Source organism: Arthrobacter sp. NPDC057388, assembly GCF_042668165.1.
Classification (GTDB): Bacteria; Actinomycetota; Actinomycetes; order Actinomycetales; family Micrococcaceae; genus Arthrobacter.
Genome location: NZ_JBHVBL010000020.1, coordinates 1 through 23,047, shown reverse-complemented (window position 1 = coordinate 23,047; position 23,047 = coordinate 1). Strand labels below are relative to the sequence as shown.

22 protein-coding genes are annotated in these 23,047 nt (G+C 67.1%); 18 read left to right on the top strand and 4 right to left on the bottom strand.

Annotated features, from left to right (window positions below):
• The first annotated feature begins 5 nt into the window (after positions 1 to 5).
• From ACFUTU_RS11420 to ACFUTU_RS11405, 4 genes are read left to right on the top strand one after another with little or no spacing between them, the layout of a single operon-like run.
• Positions 6 to 815, top strand: coding sequence for a CoA transferase subunit A (locus ACFUTU_RS11420; protein WP_377964253.1), 810 nt, complete (start codon positions 6 to 8; stop codon positions 813 to 815).
• 2 nt (positions 816 to 817) lie between these two features.
• Positions 818 to 1,564 (top strand): CoA transferase subunit B, encoded by a 747-nt coding sequence (locus tag ACFUTU_RS11415; protein WP_377964252.1) that lies wholly within the window; start codon positions 818 to 820, stop codon positions 1,562 to 1,564.
• The gene (locus tag ACFUTU_RS11410; RefSeq protein ID WP_377964250.1) at positions 1,561 to 2,088 is read left to right on the top strand and encodes a MaoC family dehydratase; all 528 of its coding nucleotides are present in this window, start codon (positions 1,561 to 1,563) and stop codon (positions 2,086 to 2,088) included. Before ACFUTU_RS11415 ends, ACFUTU_RS11410 begins: the two co-directional genes overlap by 4 nt.
• A gap of 15 nt (positions 2,089 to 2,103) precedes the next feature.
• Positions 2,104 to 2,934 carry an HpcH/HpaI aldolase/citrate lyase family protein gene (locus ACFUTU_RS11405; RefSeq protein WP_377964248.1) on the top strand — a complete coding sequence of 277 codons (831 nt, stop codon included), beginning with the start codon at positions 2,104 to 2,106 and terminating at the stop codon, positions 2,932 to 2,934.
• A 40-nt stretch (positions 2,935 to 2,974) separates the two neighbouring features.
• Here the strand turns inward: ACFUTU_RS11405 and ACFUTU_RS11400 are convergent, their stop codons facing one another.
• A complete protein-coding gene (locus ACFUTU_RS11400) occupies positions 2,975 to 4,420 on the bottom strand; it encodes a lipase maturation factor family protein (protein WP_377964246.1) in 1,446 nt (481 codons plus the stop codon).
• 149 nt (positions 4,421 to 4,569) lie between these two features.
• Between ACFUTU_RS11400 and dxr the strand changes: the two genes are divergently transcribed.
• The 9 genes from dxr to ACFUTU_RS11355 all read left to right on the top strand — a co-directional run bounded on the left by dxr (position 4,570) and on the right by ACFUTU_RS11355 (position 13,693).
• Complete coding sequence (gene dxr / locus ACFUTU_RS11395) at positions 4,570 to 5,760, top strand: 1-deoxy-D-xylulose-5-phosphate reductoisomerase (protein ID WP_377964342.1); 1,191 nt, start codon at positions 4,570 to 4,572, stop codon at positions 5,758 to 5,760.
• A gap of 19 nt (positions 5,761 to 5,779) precedes the next feature.
• Positions 5,780 to 7,111, top strand: a complete 1,332-nt coding sequence (locus ACFUTU_RS11390) for a M50 family metallopeptidase (protein ID WP_377964244.1) — start codon at positions 5,780 to 5,782, stop codon at positions 7,109 to 7,111.
• Positions 7,112 to 7,194: 83 nt separating this feature from the next.
• Positions 7,195 to 7,884: a MarR family transcriptional regulator gene (locus ACFUTU_RS11385; RefSeq protein WP_377964242.1), complete on the top strand. Its 690-nt coding sequence runs from the start codon at positions 7,195 to 7,197 to the stop codon at positions 7,882 to 7,884.
• Positions 7,881 to 8,402, top strand: a complete 522-nt coding sequence (locus tag ACFUTU_RS11380; protein WP_377964240.1) for a hypothetical protein — start codon at positions 7,881 to 7,883, stop codon at positions 8,400 to 8,402. The genes ACFUTU_RS11385 and ACFUTU_RS11380 overlap by 4 nt, the downstream gene beginning before the upstream one ends.
• Before the next feature lie 25 nt (positions 8,403 to 8,427).
• On the top strand, positions 8,428 to 8,721 hold the full coding sequence (locus ACFUTU_RS11375) for a YciI family protein (protein ID WP_354261805.1): 294 nt from the start codon (positions 8,428 to 8,430) through the stop codon (positions 8,719 to 8,721).
• Between the two features lie 39 nt (positions 8,722 to 8,760).
• A complete protein-coding gene (gene ispG / locus ACFUTU_RS11370; RefSeq protein WP_377964238.1) occupies positions 8,761 to 9,927 on the top strand; it encodes a flavodoxin-dependent (E)-4-hydroxy-3-methylbut-2-enyl-diphosphate synthase in 1,167 nt (388 codons plus the stop codon).
• Positions 9,890 to 10,777 carry a GNAT family N-acetyltransferase gene (locus ACFUTU_RS11365; RefSeq protein WP_377964340.1) on the top strand — a complete coding sequence of 296 codons (888 nt, stop codon included), beginning with the start codon at positions 9,890 to 9,892 and terminating at the stop codon, positions 10,775 to 10,777. The genes ispG and ACFUTU_RS11365 overlap by 38 nt, the downstream gene beginning before the upstream one ends.
• Positions 10,778 to 11,074: 297 nt before the next feature.
• Entirely contained in the window at positions 11,075 to 12,886 is a 1,812-nt protein-coding gene (locus tag ACFUTU_RS11360; RefSeq protein WP_377964236.1) for a proline--tRNA ligase, read from the top strand.
• A 12-nt stretch (positions 12,887 to 12,898) separates the two neighbouring features.
• The gene (locus ACFUTU_RS11355) at positions 12,899 to 13,693 is read left to right on the top strand and encodes a sulfite exporter TauE/SafE family protein (RefSeq protein WP_377964234.1); all 795 of its coding nucleotides are present in this window, start codon (positions 12,899 to 12,901) and stop codon (positions 13,691 to 13,693) included.
• A 54-nt stretch (positions 13,694 to 13,747) separates the two neighbouring features.
• Here the strand turns inward: ACFUTU_RS11355 and ACFUTU_RS11350 are convergent, their stop codons facing one another.
• From ACFUTU_RS11350 to ACFUTU_RS11340, 3 genes are all read right to left on the bottom strand, one after another.
• Positions 13,748 to 14,785, bottom strand: a complete 1,038-nt coding sequence (locus ACFUTU_RS11350; RefSeq protein ID WP_377964232.1) for an aminoglycoside phosphotransferase family protein — start codon at positions 14,783 to 14,785, stop codon at positions 13,748 to 13,750.
• Between the two features lie 73 nt (positions 14,786 to 14,858).
• On the bottom strand, positions 14,859 to 15,602 hold the full coding sequence (locus tag ACFUTU_RS11345; RefSeq protein ID WP_377964230.1) for a VIT family protein: 744 nt from the start codon (positions 15,600 to 15,602) through the stop codon (positions 14,859 to 14,861).
• A gap of 42 nt (positions 15,603 to 15,644) precedes the next feature.
• A complete protein-coding gene (locus ACFUTU_RS11340) occupies positions 15,645 to 16,832 on the bottom strand; it encodes a DUF4439 domain-containing protein (RefSeq protein WP_377964228.1) in 1,188 nt (395 codons plus the stop codon).
• Between the two features lie 105 nt (positions 16,833 to 16,937).
• On the opposite strand from ACFUTU_RS11340, the gene rimP reads away from it, so the two are divergent.
• From rimP to rbfA, 5 genes are all read left to right on the top strand, one after another.
• Positions 16,938 to 17,555 carry a ribosome maturation factor RimP gene (rimP, locus tag ACFUTU_RS11335; protein ID WP_377964226.1) on the top strand — a complete coding sequence of 206 codons (618 nt, stop codon included), beginning with the start codon at positions 16,938 to 16,940 and terminating at the stop codon, positions 17,553 to 17,555.
• Complete coding sequence (gene nusA / locus ACFUTU_RS11330; RefSeq protein ID WP_076798160.1) at positions 17,555 to 18,532, top strand: transcription termination factor NusA; 978 nt, start codon at positions 17,555 to 17,557, stop codon at positions 18,530 to 18,532. The genes rimP and nusA overlap by 1 nt, the downstream gene beginning before the upstream one ends.
• 203 nt (positions 18,533 to 18,735) lie before the next feature.
• Positions 18,736 to 19,128, top strand: coding sequence for a YlxR family protein (locus ACFUTU_RS11325; RefSeq protein WP_377964224.1), 393 nt, complete (start codon positions 18,736 to 18,738; stop codon positions 19,126 to 19,128).
• 152 nt (positions 19,129 to 19,280) lie between these two features.
• Positions 19,281 to 22,148: a translation initiation factor IF-2 gene (gene infB, locus ACFUTU_RS11320; protein WP_377964222.1), complete on the top strand. Its 2,868-nt coding sequence runs from the start codon at positions 19,281 to 19,283 to the stop codon at positions 22,146 to 22,148.
• 339 nt (positions 22,149 to 22,487) lie between these two features.
• The gene (rbfA, locus tag ACFUTU_RS11315; protein ID WP_377964220.1) at positions 22,488 to 22,997 is read left to right on the top strand and encodes a 30S ribosome-binding factor RbfA; all 510 of its coding nucleotides are present in this window, start codon (positions 22,488 to 22,490) and stop codon (positions 22,995 to 22,997) included.
• The last annotated feature ends 50 nt before the right edge of the window (positions 22,998 to 23,047 follow it).

Genomic DNA, 23,047 nt, shown 5'->3' with positions numbered 1-23,047 from the left:
CAACGATGATTGACAAGGTTGTTGCCAGTGCTGACGAAGCGGTCGCGGACATCCCCGACGGCGCGTCGCTCGCCGTCGGGGGTTTTGGACTGTGCGGGATCCCGGTGGCGCTCATAGACGCCCTCCACCGCCGCGGCACCACGGATCTGGAAACCGTCAGCAACAACTGCGGCGTGGACGACTGGGGCCTGGGGGTCCTCCTTCGGGACGGCCGGATCCGGCGGACTGTCAGCTCGTACGTGGGGGAGAACAAGGAGTTCGCCCGGCAGTACCTCGCCGGCGAACTGGAGGTGGTCCTCACCCCGCAGGGCACCCTCGCCGAGAAGCTGCGTGCCGGCGGCGCGGGCATCCCTGCCTTCTACACGAAGGCAGGCGTGGGCACCCAGGTGTCCGACGGCGGCCTGCCGCAGAAATACGACGCCGACGGAGGCGTCGCCATCGCGTCCCCGCCGAAGGAGGTGCGGAGCTTCGACGGCGTCGAATACGTCCTGGAGGAGTCACTGACGCCGGATTACGGACTGGTCCACGCCTGGAAGGGCGACCGCCACGGGAACCTCGTCTTCCATGCGACGGCCATGAACTTCAACCCCCTGTGCGCTATGGCGGGTCGCATCACCATCGCGGAGGTGGAAGAACTCGTCGAACCCGGCGAGCTGGACCCGGAACATGTCCACCTGCCGGGCATCTTCGTCCAGCGGGTGGTTGTGGTGCCCGAGTCCGAGAAGCGCATTGAGAAGCGCACCGTGTCGCTTTCGGCGGCGGGAAGCACCGGCGCGGCAGGAAGTACAGGAACCAGCGAACAGGCAGGAGCATAGGAATGGATCCGAACAGCCCCCTGGCCCCCCGCCCCGAGGCAGTACGCCATGAATACCGCCGGGCCGCGTCATCGCACCCCGAGGGCAAGGGCTGGACACGCAATGAGCTCGCTGCCCGGGTGGCGCAGGAGCTGAGCAACGGCCAGTACGTGAACCTTGGCATCGGCATGCCCACGCTGATTCCCAACTACATTCCGGCGGGCGTTGAAGTGGTGCTGCACTCTGAAAACGGGATCCTCGGCGTCGGGCCCTATCCCGGCGAGGACGAGGTGGACCCGGACCTGATCAACGCCGGCAAGGAGACCGTCACGGTCAATAAGGGAGCCGCCTTTTTCGACTCCGCCTCGTCCTTCGGCATGATCCGCGGCGGGCACGTGGATGTCGCCGTGCTCGGCGCCATGGAGGTGGCCGCCAACGGGGACCTGGCCAACTGGATGATCCCCGGAAAGATGGTCAAGGGGATGGGCGGGGCCATGGACCTGGTCTTTGGCGCCAAAAAAGTGATTGTCATGATGGAGCACCTGGACCGGAGCGGCAAGCCCAAGATCGTGGAGCGCTGCTCACTGCCGCTGACGGGCAAGGCCTGCGTGGACCGCATCATCACGGACCTGGGCGTCCTTGACGTCGTCGCCGATGACGGCGGATCCCGTCTGGTGCTGCGCGAACTGGCGCCCAACGTGTCGGCGGAGGACATCGCCGCGGCCACCGGGGCTGAGCTGTTCGAGGAAGACCAGGAACTCACCGTATGAATGCAGTTCCGGCCGGCTCGGCCACCGGCGGCGCCCGGATCATCGAGCAGCGCGGCCTCTACTTCGAGGAACTCGAGGAGGACGTCTTCTACGCCCACCGCCCCGGGCGGACCGTCACGGAGACGGACAACGTGCTGTTCACCACCATGACCATGAACACGCAGGGGCTGCACCTGGACGCGGCCTGGAGCTCGGGGCAGCCTTTCGGCCAGCGGTTGGTGAACTCCATGTTCACGCTGGCCACTGTGGTGGGACAGTCCGTCGCCCAGCTGACCCAGGGCACCATCATCGCGCAGCTGGGACTGACGGACGTCTCCTTCCCGCACCCGCTCTACCACGGTGACACCCTCTATACGGAGACCGTCATCACCGGCAAACGGCTCTCCGGGTCGCGGCCGGGGCAGGGCGTGGTCACCATGCAGCACACCGGCCGCAACCAGGACGGCACCGTGGTGGCGCTCGCCACGCGCAGCTGCTTGATGTGGACGCGCGAGGCCCACATAGAGGCGCAGCGGGGCAAATAATCGGAGAATGGCTGTATGACTTTTGTGATGGGCCCCGCCCTGCTTTTCTGCCCAGCCGACCGTCCCGAGCGCTTCCAAAAGGCGGCCGAGCGCGCCGACGCCGTAATCCTCGACCTTGAGGATGCCGTGGCCGCGCCGGACAAGCAGCGGGCACGCGGCGCCATCCTCGCCCAGCTCGGCGGCTCCGGAGACGGTCCCGAGCTGGACCCCAGCCGGACCATCATCAGGATCAACCCGGCAGGGACCGAGGACTTCGAGAAGGACCTGCACTGCCTGGCCCACACGCCCTACCGCACCGTCATGCTCGCCAAGGCGGAGAGCGTGAGCCAGCTCCGCGCCCTGCCCGACTTCCACGTGATCGCGCTGTGCGAGACGGCCGCGGGCGTGGTCCACGCCCCTGCCATCGCTGCCGAGCCCAATGTGGTGGCCATGATGTGGGGTGCCGAAGACCTGCTGGCTTCCCTGGGCGGCACGTCCAGCAGGAACGGCGACGGCAGCTACCGTGCCGTGGCCCTGCACGCCCGCTCTTCGGTGCTTCTGGCGGCCGGCGCTGCCGGCAAACAGGCAGTGGATGCCGTGTACGTGGACATCCCTGACCTTGACGGGCTGGCGGCGGAGGCCCGGGACGCCGCCGCCTCGGGCTTCGGTTCCAAGGCCTGCATCCACCCCAGCCAGGTCAGCGCCGTCCGGGCCGCTTACGCACCCTCCGGCGAGGACGTCGCCGCCGCCAGGCACCTGCTGGAGGCTGCAAAGGAAGCAGGAACAGGTGTCTTCCAGTACCAGGGCAGGATGATCGACGGGCCCATCCTGCGGCACGCCGAATCTGTGCTGCGCAGGGCCAGGTAGGCCGCGCAAGGTAACGGGCGCGCCAGATGGGGCAGGCCGGCTATTTCCCTCTGCGCAGGGAAATGGGCGGAATCGCCTCATAAAGCGGCGTCCGGATCCAGCGCTGCCCGGTCTCCCGGAACTCCGCCCGGGTGGCGAAGCGGTACAGGTAGGTGCGGGCCCGCACCCATCGGGGGCGCTCGCCGTCGAACGGGTCATGCCGCAGCAGCTTCAGCATGGGAGCGTCAGCCTCCAGCAGCTTTCCCAGGAAGGCGTAGAACCATTCCTCGTGGACCGTGCGCAGGGGCAGGAACCACATGAGCCAGTCCAGCCGCAGATGGTACGGGGCCCACTGGCGTGGAAGCCTCTGCACCTCGCCCGGCTTCCCCTTGAAGCCGTACTCGCGCCAGTCAGCCGCCTCGTCCGGCTCCTCGTCCAGCGTGCCCTCCACCGCCACCTCGACGCGCTGCTTCGTCACCGTGCCGAAAGCACCGTACGTGTTCACCAGCTGCCAGCGGTTGAAGCTGGCGTTCATCAGCTGGTACTGGGAGAACAGGTTCTTGATGGGCCAGTAGCTGAGGACCACCAGGAGCAGGGATGCGGCCAGCGTGATGAGAAGCCACCACAGCGGTGTCTCCCCGCTGCTGTGCCAGTCGAGCGGAATGAACGGGAGCAAGGCGTGCGCCACGGAATCGCTGACGCCGGCGAAGGCCAGCACAATCGCAATCCAGTTCAGCCAGGCGAAGTTACCGCTGGCCACCAGCCACAGCTGGGTGAAGATGATGATGCCGGCCGCGATACTGCCCAGCGGCTGCGGCGCGAAGAGAAAGAACGGCACCACCAATTGGGCGAAGTGGTTGCCCAGCACCTCCAGCCGATGGAATGGCTTGGGCAGCAGATGCGCCTGCCGGCTTAACGGGCCCGGCATCGGCTGGGTCTCGTGGTGGTAGTACAGGGCCGTGAGGTCGCGCCATTCCCGGCCGCCGCGGATCTTGATCATGCCTGCCCCGAATTCCAGCCGGAACACCAGCCACGCCACCAGGATCAGCACGGTCCGCGGCGGATCGGTCTGGTCGGACCCCAGGAAAGCCACCGTGAAACCGGCTTCCAGGAGCAGCATCTCCCAGCCGAACCCGTAGAACGTCTGCCCCACATTGACCACCGACATGTACAGCAGCCACAGTGCCAGGAACGCGACCAGCGGCACCCAGGGCGGTCCCAGCTGGGGGAGCCCCAGTACCAGGACGCCGGATAGAACCAGACCCGCTGCGCAGACCGCCCGGAGCAGCCGGTCCGAGTAGCGCCAGCGGAACAGCGTGGGCCTGCGCATCCGGACGAAGGCCTTCAGGTAATCCGGAACAGGAAGAAGGCCGCGCTCGCCGAGGAGCGCAGGGAACTGGTTGAAGGAGGACAGGAACGCGACGAAGTAGAGTGCGGCAACACCGCGCTGCAGCACCTGCCGGGCGAATTCATAGTCCGGCGCATCGAACCACGCTGCCCAGTCCACGGGCACCACGTTACCCCGGCGGGCAAGCGCGTCAAGGTGTTGGCCGGCCGCACGTGTGACACGGCTCCCGCCCGGCTGCCCCGCCCGTCCGGCGGCAGCCGGCGGTGCGGGATACTTAAGCAATGCAGACTTCGGGCCCCGACCTACCCATGACAGGCCAGCCGCGCAGGATCGTCATCCTCGGATCCACCGGTTCCATCGGCACCCAGGCGATTGACGTCGTCGACGGCGCCCCGCACCTTTTTGACGTCGTGGCGCTGAGTGCCGGAGGTGGCAACCTCGAACTGCTCGCACGGCAGGCCGTGCACACGCGCGCCGCCGCCGTCGGCATTGCCGCAGGGGATCCCGCGCTCCTCCGGGACCTGATCAATGACGCCGCCGGCGCCGCAGGGATCGGGCAGTACCGTCCCGAAATCATCGCGGGCCCGGACGCCTCGGCCCGGATTGCTGCCGTGGAGGCGGACGTGGTGCTCAACGGCATCACGGGCTCAATCGGATTGGCCCCAACCCTTGCCGCGCTGGAATCAGGCGCCACACTTGCTCTGGCCAACAAGGAATCCCTGATCGTCGGCGGCTCGCTGGTCAAGGCCGCCGCGGCGGAGGGACAGATCGTGCCGGTCGACTCCGAGCACTCAGCTATCGCCCAGTGCCTGCGCTCCGGGACCGCGGCGGAGGTGGACAAGCTCATCCTGACCGCCTCGGGCGGGCCCTTCCGCGGCAGGACCCGGGAGGAGCTTTTCGCCGTTACGCCGGAGGAGGCGCTGGCCCACCCCACCTGGGACATGGGCCTCATGGTCACCACCAACTCAGCCAGCCTGGTGAACAAGGGCCTTGAAGTCATCGAGGCGCACCTGCTGTTCGACATCCCCCTGGACAGGATCGACGTGGTGGTCCATCCCCAGTCCGTGGTCCACTCCATGGTGCAGTTCGTGGACGGTTCCACTATCGCCCAGGCATCCCCGCCGGACATGCGCCTGCCGATTGCGCTGGGCCTGGGCTGGCCGGACCGGGTGCCCGGTGCGGCCACGCCCTGCGACTGGACCCGGGCCACCAGCTGGACGTTTGAGCCCCTGGACTCCCAGGCCTTCCCCGCCGTCGGGCTTGCCAAGGACGCCGCGCGGCGCGGCAGCACCTATCCTGCCGTGTTCAACGCCGCCAACGAGGAAGCCGTCATGGCGTTCCACGGGGGCCGGATCCGGTTCACCGACATCGTGGACACCATCGACGCTGTCCTCAGCGAACATTCGGGTTCCTCCCGGCTGACGGTCGGATCCGTGCTCGATGCTGAGAAATGGGCACGTGCGCGCACCCACGAACGTTTAGCAGTGAGCAGTCTCTAGGAAGCAGCAGATCTTAAGCATGAGTCCCGTCATCCTCTTCATCCTTGGTGTCGTCTTCGTGGCGATCGGCATCGCGGTATCGATTGCGCTGCACGAGGTGGGCCACCTGGTGCCCGCCAAGCTCTTCAAGGTGCGCGTCACCAAGTACATGATCGGCTTCGGCCCCACCCTCTGGTCGACCAAAAAGGGTGAGACCGAGTACGGTTTCAAGGCGCTGCCGCTGGGCGGTTATGTCTCGATGATCGGCATGTACCCGCCGAACAAGGAGGACGGCTCGGTGCGCCCCTCCAGCACTGGCATGTTCCAGACACTGGCCACCGAGGCCCGTTCCCTGGCCCATGAAGATGTGGGTCCCGGGGACGAGAACCGGGTGTTCTACCGGCTGCCGGTCTGGAAAAAGATCATCATCATGCTCGGCGGGCCTGCCATGAACCTGCTGATCGGCCTCGTGCTCACCGCAGTACTGCTCATGGGGTTCGGCATCTCCGAGCCCACCACCACCATCGCCGACGTCTCCAAGTGCCAGGTGAAGGCGGGGGAGACCGTCGACCCGGATTCGGCCGACTGCAAGCCGACCCCGGCGGCTGCCGCCCAGCTCAAGCCCAACGACGTCATCACCTCCTTCGACGGAAAAACCGTGACCAGCTGGGAGCAGCTGACGGGCTGGATCCGCGCTTCGGCCGGGAAGGAAGTGTCCATCACCGTGGAGCGCAACGGCTCGCCGGTGACCAGCACCGTCACGCCGGTCCTGTCCGCACGTCCGGTCGTCGGACCGGACGGACGGCAGGCGAGGGACGACGCCGGAACGCTCCTGTACCAGGACGTCGGTTTCCTGGGCATCGGTGCGCAGACCGCCCTGGTTCCCCAGCCGGCGTCGTCCGTCCTGCCCATGGCAGGGGAGAACATCAGGCAGGTGGCCGGGGTGGTCCTCAACCTGCCCGCCCGCGTTGCCGGCGTTGCCAAGGCGGCGTTCAGCGAGGAACCCCGCGACCCCAACGGCCCCATCAGCGTGGTGGGCGTGGGCCGCGTGGCCGGCGAGGTGGCGGCCATGGAGGAAGTGCCGGCCCAGGCCAGGCTGGCTGCCCTGGTGGGACTGCTGGCCGGGCTGAACTTTGCCCTCGCGGTCTTCAACCTGATCCCGCTGCTTCCGCTCGACGGCGGCCATGTCGCCGGCGCACTGTACGAGGCGGTGCGGCGGCGGGTCGCCAAGCTGCTGGGCAAGCCCGACCCGGGCGCCTTCGACATCGCGAAGCTGCTGCCGGTGACTTACGTGGTGGCCGCGCTGCTGATGGGGATGGGCGCCCTGCTGATCTACGCAGACATCGTGAAGCCGGTGAATCTGTTCGGCTAGTCTGTTTTAGTCATTATCGGCTGATTTCGGATAATCAGCTTGAAATGATTGATTTGTGGATATAAGCCGGATACGGTTTAGCCATGTTCGTTCTGACCATCGATCAGCGGGACAGTACCCATGACCTCGACCGCGTGCCCGAGCTCCTCGCGGCACTCGGCAGCTATCCGGGCACACGCTTTGAACGCTCCGTCGGCGATGAGGTGCAGGGAGTTCTGCAGGACCCGGTTCTGGTGGTCGACGCGGCGCTCAGCGCCCTGCGCAGCGGGCACTGGTACGTCGGGATCGGCGTAGGGCCGGGAACGCTGGCTCAGGACGCCAGCCCCCGCGAAGGCTCCGGGGCTGCCTTTGTTGCTGCGCGCAAGGCGGTGGAACGGGCCAAATCCGCGGCAGGCCACGTGCCCGTGGCCGTGGCTGCGGGAAGCCGGGCGCATGACGCCGCGGCGGCGTGCGCCAATGCGGAGGCCGTGCTGCGGCTCGTCGGGAAGCTGGTGCAGGACCGGACCGAGGCCCAGTGGCGGGTGGTGGATGCCCTCCGTGCCAAGATCGGAGCAACAGCCGGGCAGGGCGCAGGACGCCACGGCCTCCAGAAGCTGGTGGCGCAGGAACTGGGAATCAGCGAGCAGTCGGTGAGCCGCTCCGTCCTCCGGTCGGGCTGGCAGGAAGAATGGGCGGCACGGCCTGCGGTGGAAATGCTGCTGGCGACCGCACACCGCCTCGCCCTTGATAACTCTCTAGACCAGGGCCGCGACGAGAAGCTAGGAGAACCGTGAACGCTGTCTGGATCGCAGCCGCCCTGCTGACGGCCGGTTTCGTGGGCTGGCCTGTCACGGCCCTGGTTTTCCGGCTGGCCCGCACCATCGATGACAAAGCCGACGCCGCCGTGGCCGGCAGGGACGCAGCCGAGGACCCCTCGGCCGATGTGACCGTGGACAGCCCCCTCGCGGCGGACAGCCCGGCCGCGGCGGACAAGGGCAATACGGTGAACGGCGACATTACGGTGGACGCCGGCACTGCTGGCGCGCCGGTAGCGGGAAGTGAGGCGCCGGCCACACGCATTCTCCGGGGCGGGGCCATCATCGGGGTGCTCGAGCGGCTTGCTGTCTGCCTTGCGATCCTGGCCGGACAGCCCGTGGCCATCGCCTACGTGGTGGCCATCAAGGGCCTGGGCCGGTTCGCGGAACTGAAGGAAACGCCCGTGGCTGCGGAGCGGTTCATCATCGGCACCCTGGCCTCTATGCTGTGGGCCGCCGGAGTTGCCGCCTTCACGAAGGTCGTGCTCCTCGGGTAGCCCGGCCGCGGGATAGGGTATCTCTATGACTGTTTTTGCTGTTGAGTACGTATACGACGCCGAGTCCTCCGAAACGCGCGCGGCCACCCGGCCCGCCCACCGCGAATGGACTGCAGGACTCGCGCAGGACGGCACGCTTCTTGCCAGCGGACCCTACGGCGACGGTGCGGGCGCACTGCTGATCTTCAAGGCGGCCGACGAAGCCGCCCTTAACGAACTCCTGCGGCAGGATCCCTTCGCTGCTGCGGGCGTCATTTCCGGCACACGAACCACCGAATGGGCCCCCGTGACCGGCCTCCTGGCTGAGCACGCAGCCTAACTACCCCGCACTACCGATTTTCGATTTCAAGGAGTCCACGTGACCTCGGTCAGCCTGGGAATGCCATCCGCACCACCGCCCGTTCTTGCCCCGCGCCGCAAGACGCGCCAGATCAAGGTGGGCTCCGTCGGCGTCGGTTCCGACTTCCCCATCAGTGTGCAGTCCATGACCACCACGCCCACCACGGACATCAACGCCACGCTGCAGCAGATTGCCGAGCTGACCGCCTCCGGCTGCGACATCGTCCGCGTCGCCTGCCCGTCCGCGGACGACGCCGAGGCGCTGCCGATCATCGCCCGGAAGTCGCAGATCCCGGTCATCGCGGACATCCATTTCCAGCCGAAGTACGTCTTTGCGGCCATCGAGGCCGGATGCGCCGCGGTCCGCGTCAACCCGGGCAACATCCGCAAGTTCGACGACCAGGTCAAGGAAATCGCCCAGGCGGCCAGGGACCACGGCACGTCCATCCGCATTGGCGTCAACGCCGGATCGCTGGAACCGGGCATCCTGAAGAAGTACGGCAAGGCAACCCCGGAGGCGCTGGTCGAGTCGGCGGTCTGGGAGGCCTCGCTGTTCGAGGAGCACGGCTTCCACGACTTCAAGATCTCCGTCAAGCACAATGACCCCGTGGTCATGGTGGCGGCCTACGAAATGCTCGCCGAGAAGGGAGATTGGCCGCTGCACCTGGGCGTCACGGAGGCCGGCCCCGCCTTCCAGGGAACCATCAAGTCGGCCACGGCCTTCGGCGCCCTCCTCTCGCGCGGCATCGGCGACACCATCCGCGTGTCCCTGTCCGCCCCTCCCGTCGAGGAGATCAAGGTGGGCAACCAGATCCTGCAGTCACTGAACCTGCGCCCCCGCAAGCTGGAAATCGTCTCCTGCCCGTCCTGCGGCCGGGCCCAGGTGGACGTCTACACCCTCGCCGAGCAGGTCACCGCGGGCCTCGAAGGCATGGAGATCCCGCTGCGCGTCGCCGTCATGGGCTGCGTCGTCAACGGTCCGGGTGAAGCGCGGGAAGCTGACCTCGGTGTCGCGTCCGGCAACGGCAAGGGCCAGATATTTGTGAAGGGTGAGGTCATCAAGACTGTCCCCGAGAGCCAGATTGTTGAGACACTGATCGAAGAGGCCATGCGTATCGCGGAAGAGATGGGGGAGGCCGATGGCGAAGATGCTGTCAAGGGTAGCCCCGTGGTTAGCGTCTCATAAGGACGGCGCCGCCCCGGACGGTGCTGCCGTCCGGGTACTGGGTGTTGCGGACACCCGCCAATTGCGTGATCTGGCCGAAACGGATCCCGTAGCCAATGTCTTCATTCTGGCGCATTTGGAGTCGACGGACTCCGCCGCGCCCACGCCGGGCGGTGCCAGCGTCCTGGGGGTTTTCGACGACGACGTGCTGGTTGGTGCCTGCTGGGCAGGCGCCAACCTCGTTCCCGTCCAGCTGGATCCCGAACTGGCAGGCCCGGTGGCTGCTGCGGCCCACCGTTCGGGGCGCCGGTACGCCTCGATCTTCGGCCCGGCCGGCACCGTCCTTGCCCTGCACCGGCACTTGGAGGAGCTGGGCCACGCGGCTCATGAGGTGCGGCCGGACCAGCCGCTCATGACCATCACCGGAGCCCCGGCCGTTGAGCCGAACTGGGAGCTGGGATACGGGCAATACGCGGATTTTGATGTCATCCTCCCCGCCTGCGCGGCGATGTTCGAGGAGGAGGTGGGCTACTCGCCGTACCTTGGCGGGCGCGACTTTTACAGCCGCCGGGTGGCGGGACTGATCCGCCAGGGCCACTCGCTGGTCCACGTCAAGGACGGGGAAGTCATTTTCAAGGCCGAGCTCGGAGCCGTCACGTCCGAGGTCACCCAGGTCCAGGGGGTGTGGATGAATCCCAGCCACCGGGGACTCGGGCTCAGCGCCGGCTATATGGCAGCCGTGGTGCTGCTGGCGCAGAAGATGGCGCCTGTCACCAGCCTGTATGTCAATGACTACAACTCCCGGGCGCGTGCCACGTATGAACGTGTCGGCTTCCGGCAGGTGGGGACCTTCGCTACGGTCCTGTTCTAGCCGGGGCCACCCCGGGCGCAGGTCCCCGAACAGGGGATTTGAAATCGGTGACGGCTATCACATAGGTTCTACCTAACCGCGTTTTCGGACTCGGGTGGTCTCTCAAGAATTGGCGGCATGACCGGCCGCGGAGCCACGCCACCACAGGGATGACCAGCCGGAAACGGCCAGGGGCTTCACCTGCGGGGCGTGGCTTTTCTGTTCAGCTCCCGCCGGACCCGGAACCTGTACTGCTGCCCAGCCGGTAGATTAGTACCCAGACAATCAGCACTTCCCCCAAGAAACGGACACCTACCCGTGGTTCTTCGACTCTCCAAGCTTTTCCTGCGCACCCTGCGTGAAGACCCCGCCGACGCCGAGGTGGCCAGCCACCGGCTGCTCGTGCGCGCGGGATACATCCGCCGCGCGGCTCCGGGCATCTACACCTGGCTGCCGCTGGGGCTGAGCGTGCTGCGCAAGGTGGAACAGATCATCCGCGAAGAGATGGCCGCCATCGGCGCCCAGGAAGTCCACTTTCCTGCGCTCCTGCCGAAGGAGCCCTACGAGGCGACCAACCGCTGGACCGAATACGGCGAAGGGCTGTTCCGGCTTCAGGACCGCAAGGGCGGTGACTACCTGCTGGCCCCGACGCACGAGGAAATGTTCACCCTGCTGGTCAAGGACCTGTACTCCTCGTACAAGGACCTGCCGCTGAGCATCTACCAGATCCAGAACAAGTACCGCGACGAGGCACGCCCGCGCGCCGGCCTGCTCCGCGGCCGCGAATTCATCATGAAGGACTCGTACTCGTTCGACGTCGACGACGCCGGGCTGGACGCCGCCTACGCCGCCCACCGTGAGGCGTACCTGAAGATCTTCGAACGGCTGGGCCTGGAAGTCATCCCCGTCACAGCCACGGCCGGCGCCATGGGCGGTTCCAAGAGCGAGGAATTCCTGCACCCCACGGAGGTCGGCGAGGACACGTTCGTGCGCTCCGCCGGCGGCTACGCCGCCAACGTCGAAGCCGTGAGCACGGTGGCCCCCGCCGAGATCGACTTCACCAACGCCCCGGCCGCGGTGATCCGCGACACCCCGAACACCCCCACGATCGACACGCTTGTGGCGGCATCCAACGAGCTCGCGCCGCGCAGCGAGGCCGACGGCGGCCCCTGGACTGCCGCTGACACGCTCAAGAACGTGGTACTCGCCGTTACCCTTCCCACTGGTGAGCGCCAGATCGTCGTCCTCGGTGTCCCGGGCGACCGGGGCGTGGATCTCAAGCGCGTCGAGGCCAACATCGGCGCCTACCTCCCGGTCGCCGGCGAAATCGCCGTCGAAGCCGCCGGCGAGGAGGACCTGGCCCGCAACCCGCTCATCGTGCGCGGTTACCTCGGGCCCGGCATGTCCCTGGACGAGCCGCTCCTTGGCCTGGAGGGCGCCGCCAAGCTTCTGTACCTGGTCGACCCGCGTGTTGTCAGCGGCACGGCCTGGATCACCGGTGCCAACATGGCCGGCAAGCACGTCTATGACCTCGTGGCGGGACGGGACTTCACGTGGGACGGCGTCATCGAGTGCACCGAAGTGCGCGCCGGCGACGAAGCCCCGGACGGCTCGGGACCGCTCGAAATCGCCCGCGGCATCGAGATGGGCCACATCTTCCAGCTGGGACGCAAGTACGCCGAGGCGCTGGAACTTAAGGTCCTGGACCAGAACGGCAAGCAGGTGGTGGTCACCATGGGTTCCTACGGCGTGGGCGTCACCCGTGCGGTGGCCGCGCTGGCGGAATCCAACCACGACGCCAAGGGCCTTGTCTGGCCCCGCTCCGTGGCTCCCGCAGACGTCCATGTGGTGGCCGTCGGCCGCGGCGAAGAGATCTTCGCGGCCGCTGAGCAGCTCGCCCTCGAACTCGAAGCCGCAGGCCTGGACGTCATCTACGACGACCGGCCCAAGGTGTCCCCGGGCGTCAAGTTCGGCGACGCCGAGCTTGTTGGTGTCCCCACCATCCTTGCCGTCGGCCGCGGACTGGCGGACGGCGTCGTTGAAATCAAGGACCGCCGCAGCGGCGAGGCTGAAAACGTTGCCGTGGACAAGGCCGTTGACTACGTGGTCAACGCTGTCCGCAGCAACTGACGCCCGCCCCCAGTGGTTTCGGGGTTTGAGTCGATCCAGCTCGCCACTGTCGTCCTGATAGTGGTGGCTGGCTTCTCGGCAGGCTGGGTTGACGCCGTCGTGGGCGGCGGCGGCCTGCTGCAGCTGCCGGCATTGCTGCTGGTGCCGGGGATCACCCCGGTGCAGGCACTGGCCACCAACAAGATGGGCTCCATTTTCGGCACCACCACCAGCGCCGTCACCTATTACGGCCGGGTCCGGCCAGACCTGCGGACGGCCATACCGATGGCCGTCATCGCGCTGGCGGGCAGCTTTGGCGGCGCGCTGCTCGCCACCCGGCTGCCGGCGGAGGTGTTCAAACCGATCATCGTGGTGGCCCTGGTGGCCGTCGCGCTGTTCACGGCCCTCAAGCCCGACGCCGGACACCTCACCGAGCTCAGGCACGACGGCCGCACCCACTATGTGGTGGCCTGTGCCATCGGCGCCGTGATCGGGTTCTATGACGGGCTGATCGGGCCGGGCACCGGATCGTTCCTTGTGATCGCACTGGTTTCCGCGATGGGGTACGCCTTCCTTGAGGCCAGTGCCAAGGCGAAGATCGTCAACATGGCCACCAACGCCGGAGCACTCATATTCTTCCTCCCGCACGGGTCTTTGCTCTGGGGCGTGGGCCTGCTGCTCGGCGCGGCGAACATGGCCGGGGGCTATCTCGGCGCGCGCACGGCCGTAAAGCAGGGGAGCAGGTTCGTGCGCGTGGTGTTCCTCGTTGTGGTGTTCGCGCTGATCGTCAAGCTCGCCTTCGACGTCTGGCAGGAGAACTTCGCCTAAGCCACGGAGGCGGTCCCACCGCCCTGGAAGCCGGCCAGGCCAGCCCGGAGGGCGCTAGGCCGGTGATGAATTCATGGCGGCGCCCGGTTCGGGCAAGTCGCGGGCAGCCGGAAGCCCGTCCAGTGTCTGCCCGGCCAATGTGCTGGCAACCCACAGGGAGCGTGCCATGTCGCCGCCATGGCCGGGCCGGGAGGCGTAGTGCAGGGCGTTGTCGACTTCGCGGGCCAGGCTCCACTGGCGTGCCACTTCCGGGTCCAGTCCTGCGGCGACGCTGAAGTCGTGGCACCTGGCACGTAGGCCGCCGGCGGGATCCGTGGCGGGCAGGTCCGGAATCCGGTTCCAGAGCACAGGGGCCACGGCGAATTCCGCCTCGCCCACCATGGGTTGCGGGTCGATCGCGGCAAAGCCGCCGGACGCTTTGCTGCCTGAGGCGTCGATCCTGGCGAGGATATTGAGGTAATGGAAGTCTGTGTTGACCAGGACGTCCTCGGAAGAGCGGCGGCCTACGGCGCCGCGTGTCTGGCAGACTTCGAGCGCTGCCTCCAGCAGCCAGCGGGGGAACGGGCGGCCAAGCTGTTCCCATTCGGCGGGCAGATCGTCGCTCCACTGTTCCGCCCGGGCGGCCACATGTAAAAACTCCTGCCACTGGGGCCGGCCGTCGGGCACAAGGCTCAGCTCACGCATCAGCCTGCCCCACACTTCCAGGGCAGTGTCCATCGGCACTGTCCGCAGTGACCTGCCGGCGTCCAGGCGCTCAAGAAGCATGGAACACGTCCCGGCGTCGGAGGCCAGCAACTGCACCGCACCATGGCCGCCCCACAGCGCCAGCGCATGGCGTTCCACGAGGGCTTCGTCGTGCGGAAAAGCAACCTTCAGAGCGGCGGCCACGCCTGCCGAGCGGACCGGCACCACAATGCCGCCATGCCCGCTCCAGGGTAGCGTTCCCGGTGCCAGGTCCAGGTCGAGCTGCCACTGGTCCAGCCTGCCGCGGATCATGTCCGGCAGCGACGCCAGCCAGGCCCGGCCGGCGCTGCTGCGTGAGTATCGGCGCGACAGGTCCGGGGGAATGGGAACGTCTGCTGGCGGGCTCACATCTCCAGCGTAGTAGAGCGGGCAGCGTGCGGGCGGCAGGGCGCAGCTCCCGCCGGGCAGCTCGACTGGAGCCCTACACGATGCCGCTGGCGCCCAGCAGGTTACCGATGGAGAATGTCGCGGCCAGGGCGAGGCCGCCACCCACCACCACACGTGCAGCCGCCCGGATCTTTGAGCCGCCGCCGATCCAGGCGCCGACGGCTCCCGTCAGGGCCAGGGCCAGCAGAACCGCTCCAAAGGTCACGGCAACACGGATGTTTTCGGGGGGCAGCAGGATGGCGAACATCGGCAGCAGGGCTCCCAGGGTGAAGGCGATGGCTGATGCAAAAGCGGCATGCCAGGGGCTCACGATGTCTTCTTCATCGATGTTGAGTTCCGCGGAAAGGTGCGCGGCGAGGGCGTCGTGCTCGGTGAGTTCCCGCGCCACATTCCGGGCCGTTTCCTCGCTGAGGCCCTTGCTCCGGTAAATCGCGGTGAGCTCCAGCAGCTCCTCTTCCGGTTCCTCGGCAAGTTCCCGGCGCTCCTTCTCGATCAGCGCCTTCTGGCTGTCGCTTTGGCTGCTGACCGAGACGTACTCGCCCAAGGCCATGGAGACGGCACCACCCACGAGTCCGGCAGCACCGGCCGCGAGGATGGGGCCGTGCTCGCTGGTCGCACCGGCCACGCCCACCACAATGGCTGCAACCGACACGATCCCGTCATTGGCTCCGAGGACACCCGCACGCAACCAGTTCAGACGGTGCACGAGATCGTTGTTGTGGGGCTCATTGGCGTGCTGCCCGTCAAGGGGCAGGGCAGAATTGTCCGCGGAATCCATGGCTCCAGCAAACCACCTGGAGGCAGCCGCCTGCCAGTGGAACTAGGGCGCGGACACGCTTTGACCGGTCGGGTGCGCTGAGGTGGTTTCCGGCTCCGGAAGTTCCGGCAGGATCGCGGTGTCCAGCACAATGCCGGGCACGGGTCCCGGATCGGAGCCCCAGAGCACGGTTCGCTGGGCAGCCGCAACCAGCGAGGCGACTGCCCACTTCCGTGTCTCACCGTCGCTCAGGGCCACCAGGTCGCCGTAGACCGGGAGCGTTCCGGCTTCCAAACTGGCGAGCCCCGCGGCGGGCTTCTGCAGGAACGAGGAGCCCAGGGTGTAGCCCGGTTCACGTGGTGGAACGGACACGCAGTGAACGCGTGTGTACCCCTCGGCCTGCCCTACCAGGGCCTCGTGCCGGGCCAGCAGCCCGGCGGCCTGTTCAGCGGCGGCACCCTTCAGCCGGGTCAGTGCCACCTGGTAGCCGTACACCGTTTCAACTTCCGTCCGGACCGCACGGCCCAAGGCGGCAGCAAGGGTGGCGTTGTCAGGCTGGCCGCTGCTGCCCGGCTGGGGGCCGGCCTGCGGCGGGGCGCTGCTGCCGGAGGGAACGGAACATGTGGTGGCCGCATTGCGCAGCGTTGCTGCCGGCGTCGGGAACGCAGGCGGCGTCGTCCCCGCAGCCTCTGCCAGCGCCGTCGCCTGGAGCAGCTGCGCTGTTCCCACCGCCGCGAGCAGGCGGGCCATCCCGCCGTCGGCCTTTTCAGCATGGACCAGACGTTCCTTGCCGCTTTGGGACAACGCGCCTGCCAGCGCCGGCAGCGTGGCCCGGCCCGACGGTGCCGTGCCCGACGGTGCCCTGCCCGACGGTGCCCTGCCCGACGGTGCCGTGCCCGACGGTGCTGGGGCGGATGATGCGCCGGCAGCCGGGCTGGCGGATCCCGACGCGCCGTCCGGAAGGAGGAGCGCCTGTGCCTGCGTAGTCAGCAAAGTCACAGCGTGTGAAAACAGCTGCCGCCTGGCGCCGGAGGAACCGTTCGCGAGCTGCTGGCTGGCGGCCCTCAGCTCCAGGGTCTCGGCGAGGGCGGCGGAGCGTGCCTGCTCCGAAAAAGGTGGTGCCGCCGGTGCCGGGGATTCCCGCGGAATCAGCGCAAAACCGAGGCTCAGCACCAGGAAGGCGGCGAGTGCCAGCAGGGCGTACCGGAGGTAGCTGGCCGGCCCTCTTTTTCGCCCGCTGTCGTCATTCACAACAGACCATGTTGTCACGGCCGCCGGGAAGTCCGTGCACCAAGCTCTCCGGAAAATCGCTACGCTAGTAGTCACAACATCATCTAACGGGAGGCGGCCGGCATCGTGAGCAATGCAGAAGCCACGACTTCATCAGACCGGACCGGCGCGGGAAAGGCTGAACCCGCGGCTGTCCACAATCCCGAGGCTGAACGCCTCCGCGCCCTGCTGGAACCCGCGGTCCAGTCGCACCGGCTTTACCTGGAGGATGTTGCCATCCACATCGCAGGTTCCAACCGCGTGGTCCACGTTGTGGTGGATCTGCCGCAGGAGGAAACAGGCGGCGTGAGCCTGGACGTCATCGCCGACATCTCCAAGGAACTCTCCGACATCCTGGACAGCGATCCCGGCACGGACAGCCGCCCCTATGACCTGGAAGTCTCGTCGCCCGGCGTGGGGCGGCCACTGACTGAACCGCGGCACTGGCACCGCGCCCGTGGCCGCATGGTCACCGTCAACGTGATCCAGGATGAGAACGTCACGGGCAGGATCAGTTCCGTTGACGATGCCGGCGTGACCCTTGTCCCTGAAATCGCCGTGAAAAAGGGCATGAAGCCCAGGCAGGGCGACCCCGTAAAACTTCCTTTCGACAAGATCCGCAGCGGAAAAGTCGAAATTGAGTTCAGCCGCCTCGACGAGGCCGGTCTGGAAACTGAGCACAATGGACCTTCTGAGGAGGCCTGATGGATATTGACATGAGCGCGCTGAGACTCCTGGAGCGTGAGCGCGAAATCCCGCTGGATCTCCTCATCCCCACGATCGAGCAGGCACTGCTGGTTGCCTACCACAAGTCACCCGGCGCCTTCGAGAAGGCACGGGCGGAGCTGGACCGCAAGAGCGGCCACGTGACCATCTGGGCCACCGAGATTGACGACGACGGCGCACCCATCGGCGAGTTCGAACACACGCCGGCCGGGTTTGGCCGCATCGCCGCCAGCACCGCACGGCAGATCATCCTGCAGCGGCTGCGCGATGTTGAGGATGACAACGTCCTCGGCGAGTTCAAGGGCCGCGAAGGTGAGCTTGTCGCAGGGCTGATCCAGCAGGGCAACAACCCGCACATGATCCAGGTCAACCTGGGCACCGTGGAGGCCCTGCTTCCGCCGCCGGAACAGGTGCCGGGGGAGAAGTACATTCACGGGAACCGGCTGCGCGCCTACGTGATCGACGTGCACCGCGGCACCAAGGGCCCGTCCATCACGCTGTCCCGTTCGCACCCGGGCCTGGTCCGGAAGCTTTTCGAGCTGGAGGTCCCGGAGATCGCCGACCGCTCCGTGGAGATCGTCGCGCTGGCCCGCGAGGCCGGGCACCGCACCAAGATCGCGGTCAAGGCGAACACCCCGGGCATCAACGCCAAGGGCGCCTGCATCGGCGAAATGGGCTCGCGCGTGCGGGCGGTCATGACCGAACTGAATGACGAGAAGATCGACATCGTTGACTTCAGCGAGGATCCGGCCACCTTCATCGCCAGCGCGTTGTCGCCGTCGCGCGTGAATTCCGTCACCATCACCGACGAGGCCACCCGGTCCGCCCGCGTTGTGGTGCCGGACTACCAGCTCTCCCTGGCCATCGGCAAGGAGGGCCAGAACGCCCGCCTCGCCGCCAAGCTGACGGGCTGGCGCATCGATATCGTCTCTGACGCGGCCGCTCCGCGCGGCTAGAGGAGTGGGCCGGACGGCCGAAAAACCGTCCGGAACAGCACCTGGCTTCGAACGGACTGTCCGCCCCCGTGGCGGGCAGTTTCGGTTTCCGGTTTCGGGTATAAGGCCCCTGAGGGGCTAGAATAGAACTTGGCCGCGCCTAGCGGCCGGCATCAGCGTGTTCATGCGCCCGGACCTGTTCAACGCAGGCCTGCCGAAAGGCAGTGGAGGGTGGCCGGACAGGCAGATCGGTACAGGCAGGAAGATACTCGGAAGTGGCACACGTGCAACCCCACGGGAATCAGCCGCAGCGTACCTGCATCGGATGCCGGCAAAAGGGGCCGCGGTCTGAGTTGCTCCGGCTCGTCTCCGACGCCGGCGGTTCGTCCGCCGTCGTGGTGGATGAACGACGCCGGATGGCTGGCCGGGGTGCATGGCTGCATCCCAGCGAAGCGTGCCTGGCCCTGGCGGTCAAGCGGCGAGCCTTCGGAAGGGCCCTCAACGGGTCAACCGGAACCGCCGCCGTCGAACGCCGGATAACGGCAGGAGCGCACGCTGCGGACGTCCCGGCGTCTGCAGTACCAACCGTCCAACCTGAAAGCGGGTCAGAAATCTGATGGAAACCCGATGAGTTCCCAGCGATGAGTGCGTAACGATGACAACTTTGTTGCGCTCTGCAATGGGCCTTTCAGCTGTAACAGCAGCGGGGGCCCGCAGTAAGAAGTAGACGGTTCGTGCCTGGCTCGGTGCGGACCGAGACAGGAGAAATGTGGCCAAGGTCCGCGTACATGAGCTTGCAAAAGAGCTCGGTATTACTTCCAAAGATGCAGTAACCAAACTGCAGGAACTGGGCGAATTCGTTCGCTCCGCCTCATCCACCATTGAGGCCCCCGTGGTGCGGAAACTCCGCAACGCGTTCCCGGCTGCCGCCGCTTCGAAGTCCGAAGCCCCCGCAGCTGCCCCCAAGTCCCCGGCCAAGCCGGCTGATTCCCGTCCGGCGCCGGCTCCCGGTCCCGCTGCCCCCAAGGCTGCGGCACCTGCTCCGGCTCCCGCCCCGGCACCGGCTCCCAAGGCCGAGGCGCCTGCAGCTCCGGCTGCTCCCGCCGCCCCGGCAGCTCCTGCTGCCGCTACGCCTGCCGCGCCCTCCACGGGTGCCAAGCCGGGAGCCCGTCCCGCGCCCAAGGCAGAAACTCCCGCACGTCCGGGCGGTGCGCCGCGCCCCGGTGGCCCCCGCCCCGGCAACAACCCCTTCGCCACGTCCCAGGGCATGCCCCGGGGCCGCGGCGGAGACGGCGAGCGTCCCCCTCGTCCGGGCAACAACCCGTTTGCCACGTCCCAGGGCATGCCCCGTCCCGGCGGCGGCCGCGCTGATGGCGAACGTCCCGGCGGTCCCCGTCCGGCAGCCGGTGCAGGCGGACCCCGCCCCGGTGCTCCGCGTCCCGGGGCTACGCCCGGCCCGCGTCCCGCGGCTGGTGCAGGCGGACCCCGTCCCGGTGCTCCGCGCCCCGGTGGTGGAAACCGGCCTACGCCTGGCATGATGCCTAACCGCACCGATCGTCCCGCACCTGCAGGTGCCGGCCGTCCCGGCGGCGGCGGCCGCGGACCCGGCCGTCCCGGTGCTCCCGGAACCGGTGGTCCCGGTGGCGGCGGCGGTGCTCCCGCCGGCGGTGGCTTCGGCAAGGGTGGCCGCGGTCGCGGTGGAACCCAGGGTGCCTTCGGTAAGGGCGGCGCCGGCCGCGGCAAGCAGCGCAAGTCGAAGCGCGCGAAGCGCCAGGAACTTGAGCAGATGAGCGCACCGTCGCTTGGTGGCGTGAGCGTACCCCGCGGCGACGGCAACACCGTTATCCGGCTCCGCCGTGGCTCGTCCATCACGGACTTCGCCGACAAGATCGAGGCGAACCCCGCCGCGCTGGTTACCGTGCTCTTCCACCTCGGTGAAATGGCAACGGCAACCCAGTCGCTGGACGAGGACACCTTTGCACTCCTTGGCGAGGAACTCGGCTACAAGCTGCAGGTCGTTTCGCCGGAGGATGAGGAGCGCGAGCTGCTCAGCACGTTCGATATCGACGTCGAAGCCGAACTCGAGGCCGAGGGTGACGAAGAGCTTGAGGCACGTCCTCCGGTAGTCACCGTCATGGGTCACGTTGACCACGGTAAGACCCGCCTGCTGGATGCCATTCGTAACTCTGACGTCGTTGCCGGCGAACATGGCGGCATCACGCAGCACATCGGTGCTTACCAGATCAGCCACGAGCACGAGGGTTCGCTGCGCGACATCACCTTCATCGATACCCCGGGTCACGAGGCGTTCACCGCCATGCGTGCCCGTGGCGCGAAGGTCACGGACATCGCCATCCTGGTGGTGGCAGCGGACGACGGCGTGATGCCCCAGACCGTTGAAGCCCTCAACCACGCCCAGGCGGCCAACGTGCCGATCGTCGTGGCCGTGAACAAGATCGACAAGGAAGGCGCGAACCCGGACAAGGTCAAGGGCCAGCTCACCGAGTACGGCCTGGTTCCCGAAGAATACGGTGGCGACACCATGTTCGTTGAGGTCTCTGCCCGCCAGAACCTGAACATCGACGAGCTGATCGACGCTGTCCTGCTGACTGCTGACGCCGCGCTGGACCTGCGGGCCAACCCGGACAAGGCCGCCCGAGGCATCGCCATCGAAGCGAACCTGGACAAGGGCCGCGGTTCCGTTGCCACCGTCCTGGTGCAGTCCGGTACCCTCGCGGTCGGCGACACGATCGTGGCCGGTACGGCCCACGGCCGCGTCCGCGCCATGTTCGACGAGGACGGCGAAGCACTTGATGTCGCACTGCCGTCCCGCCCGGTCCAGGTCCTCGGCCTGTCCAACGTGCCGCGCGCCGGTGACACCTTCCTGGTGACCGCCGACGAGCGTACTGCCCGCCAGATCGCCGAGAAGCGTGAAGCGGCTGAGCGCAACGCCCAGCTCGCCAAGCGCCGCAAGCGCATCAGCCTGGAAGACTTCGACCAGGCCGTCGCCGAAGGCAAGATCGACACCCTCAACCTCATCCTCAAGGGTGACGTCTCCGGTGCCGTGGAAGCCCTCGAAGACGCGCTGCTCAAGATCGACGTCGGTGAAGGTGTCCAGCTCCGTGTCATCCACCGCGGTGTTGGTGCGATCACGCAGAACGACGTCAACCTGGCAACGGTCGACAGCGCCGTCATCATCGGCTTCAACGTCAAGCCGGCCGAGCGTGTTGCCGAACTGGCAGACCGCGAAGGCGTGGACATGCGCTTCTACTCCGTCATCTACTCCGCAATCGATGACATCGAGCTGGCACTCAAGGGCATGCTCAAGCCGGAGTACGAAGAGGTCCAGCTGGGCACGGCCGAGGTCCGCGAAGTGTTCCGTTCCTCCAAGTTCGGCAACATCGCAGGTTCCATCGTTCGCACCGGTACCATCCGACGCAACACGAAGGCCCGCATCAGCCGCGGCGGCAAGCTCATCGGCGACAACCTCACGGTGGAGACGCTCAAGCGCTTCAAGGACGACGTCACCGAGGTCCGTACGGACTTCGAGTGCGGTATCGGTCTTGGCTCGTACAACGACATCGTTGAAGGCGACATCATCGAGACCTTCGAGATGCGCGAGAAGCCGCGCGTCTAAGTCGGTTTAGCGTTCCGAGGTGCGGGGCCGTTGGGTTTTCCCGGCGGCCCCGTACTTTCGCCCGCCCGGGAAGCCTCCGAGTATTGGGGGCGCCCCGCCCCTTCGCTGGCCGGCTTGGAATCTTCGATCCCGAGCCGCCCAGCTCCGGCAGCGGTATCAGCCTTCCCAATGCTCGCAAGCTCGCATCGGGTCCCTCGGCTGTTACCTTGGATGCCACTCCCAGGCTGCCGGAAAAAATCCAACGAGTCCGTCGTAGACTCGCCTTAGGTGCGTGGCAGATAACTGAAACGGTCGACGCAGCCATTGTGCCGCCGTCGCACTCAATATTTAGGAGTAAAAATGGCTGATCCGGCACGCGCTGCCAAGATGGCGCAGCGGATTAAGGTTGTTGTTGCCGAGGCTTTGGGCCGGAAGGTGAAGGATCCCCGACTTGAGGGGATTACTGTTACCGACGCCCGGGTGACCAATGACCTGCAGCACGCCACCGTCTACTACACCGTGTTCGGCGACCAGGCCGTGCAGGCTGATGCGGCCAAGGGGCTGGAGAAGGCCAAGGGCGTGCTGCGGCAGGAAGTAGGCCGGAACATTACTGCCCGGCTCACTCCCACGCTCGAGTTCGTCGCGGACCAGATCCCCGTGAACGCGTCCAACCTCGAGGAGCTGCTCCGCACCGCCAAGCAGCGCGATGCGGAGGTGGCTGAACTGGCACGCAACGCCAAGCACGCCGGCGACGCCGACCCGTACAAGAGCGACGTCCAGCCGGATGTGGAAATCGACGAAGACGATTTCGACGAAGAGGACCTCGACCTAGTGGACGGCGACGCCATCGACGAGGACCGCAACCGCTAGGGTTCAGGGTTCTGTGGGGCGGAAGCCCCGCCGTCAGGCAAAATAAGGGC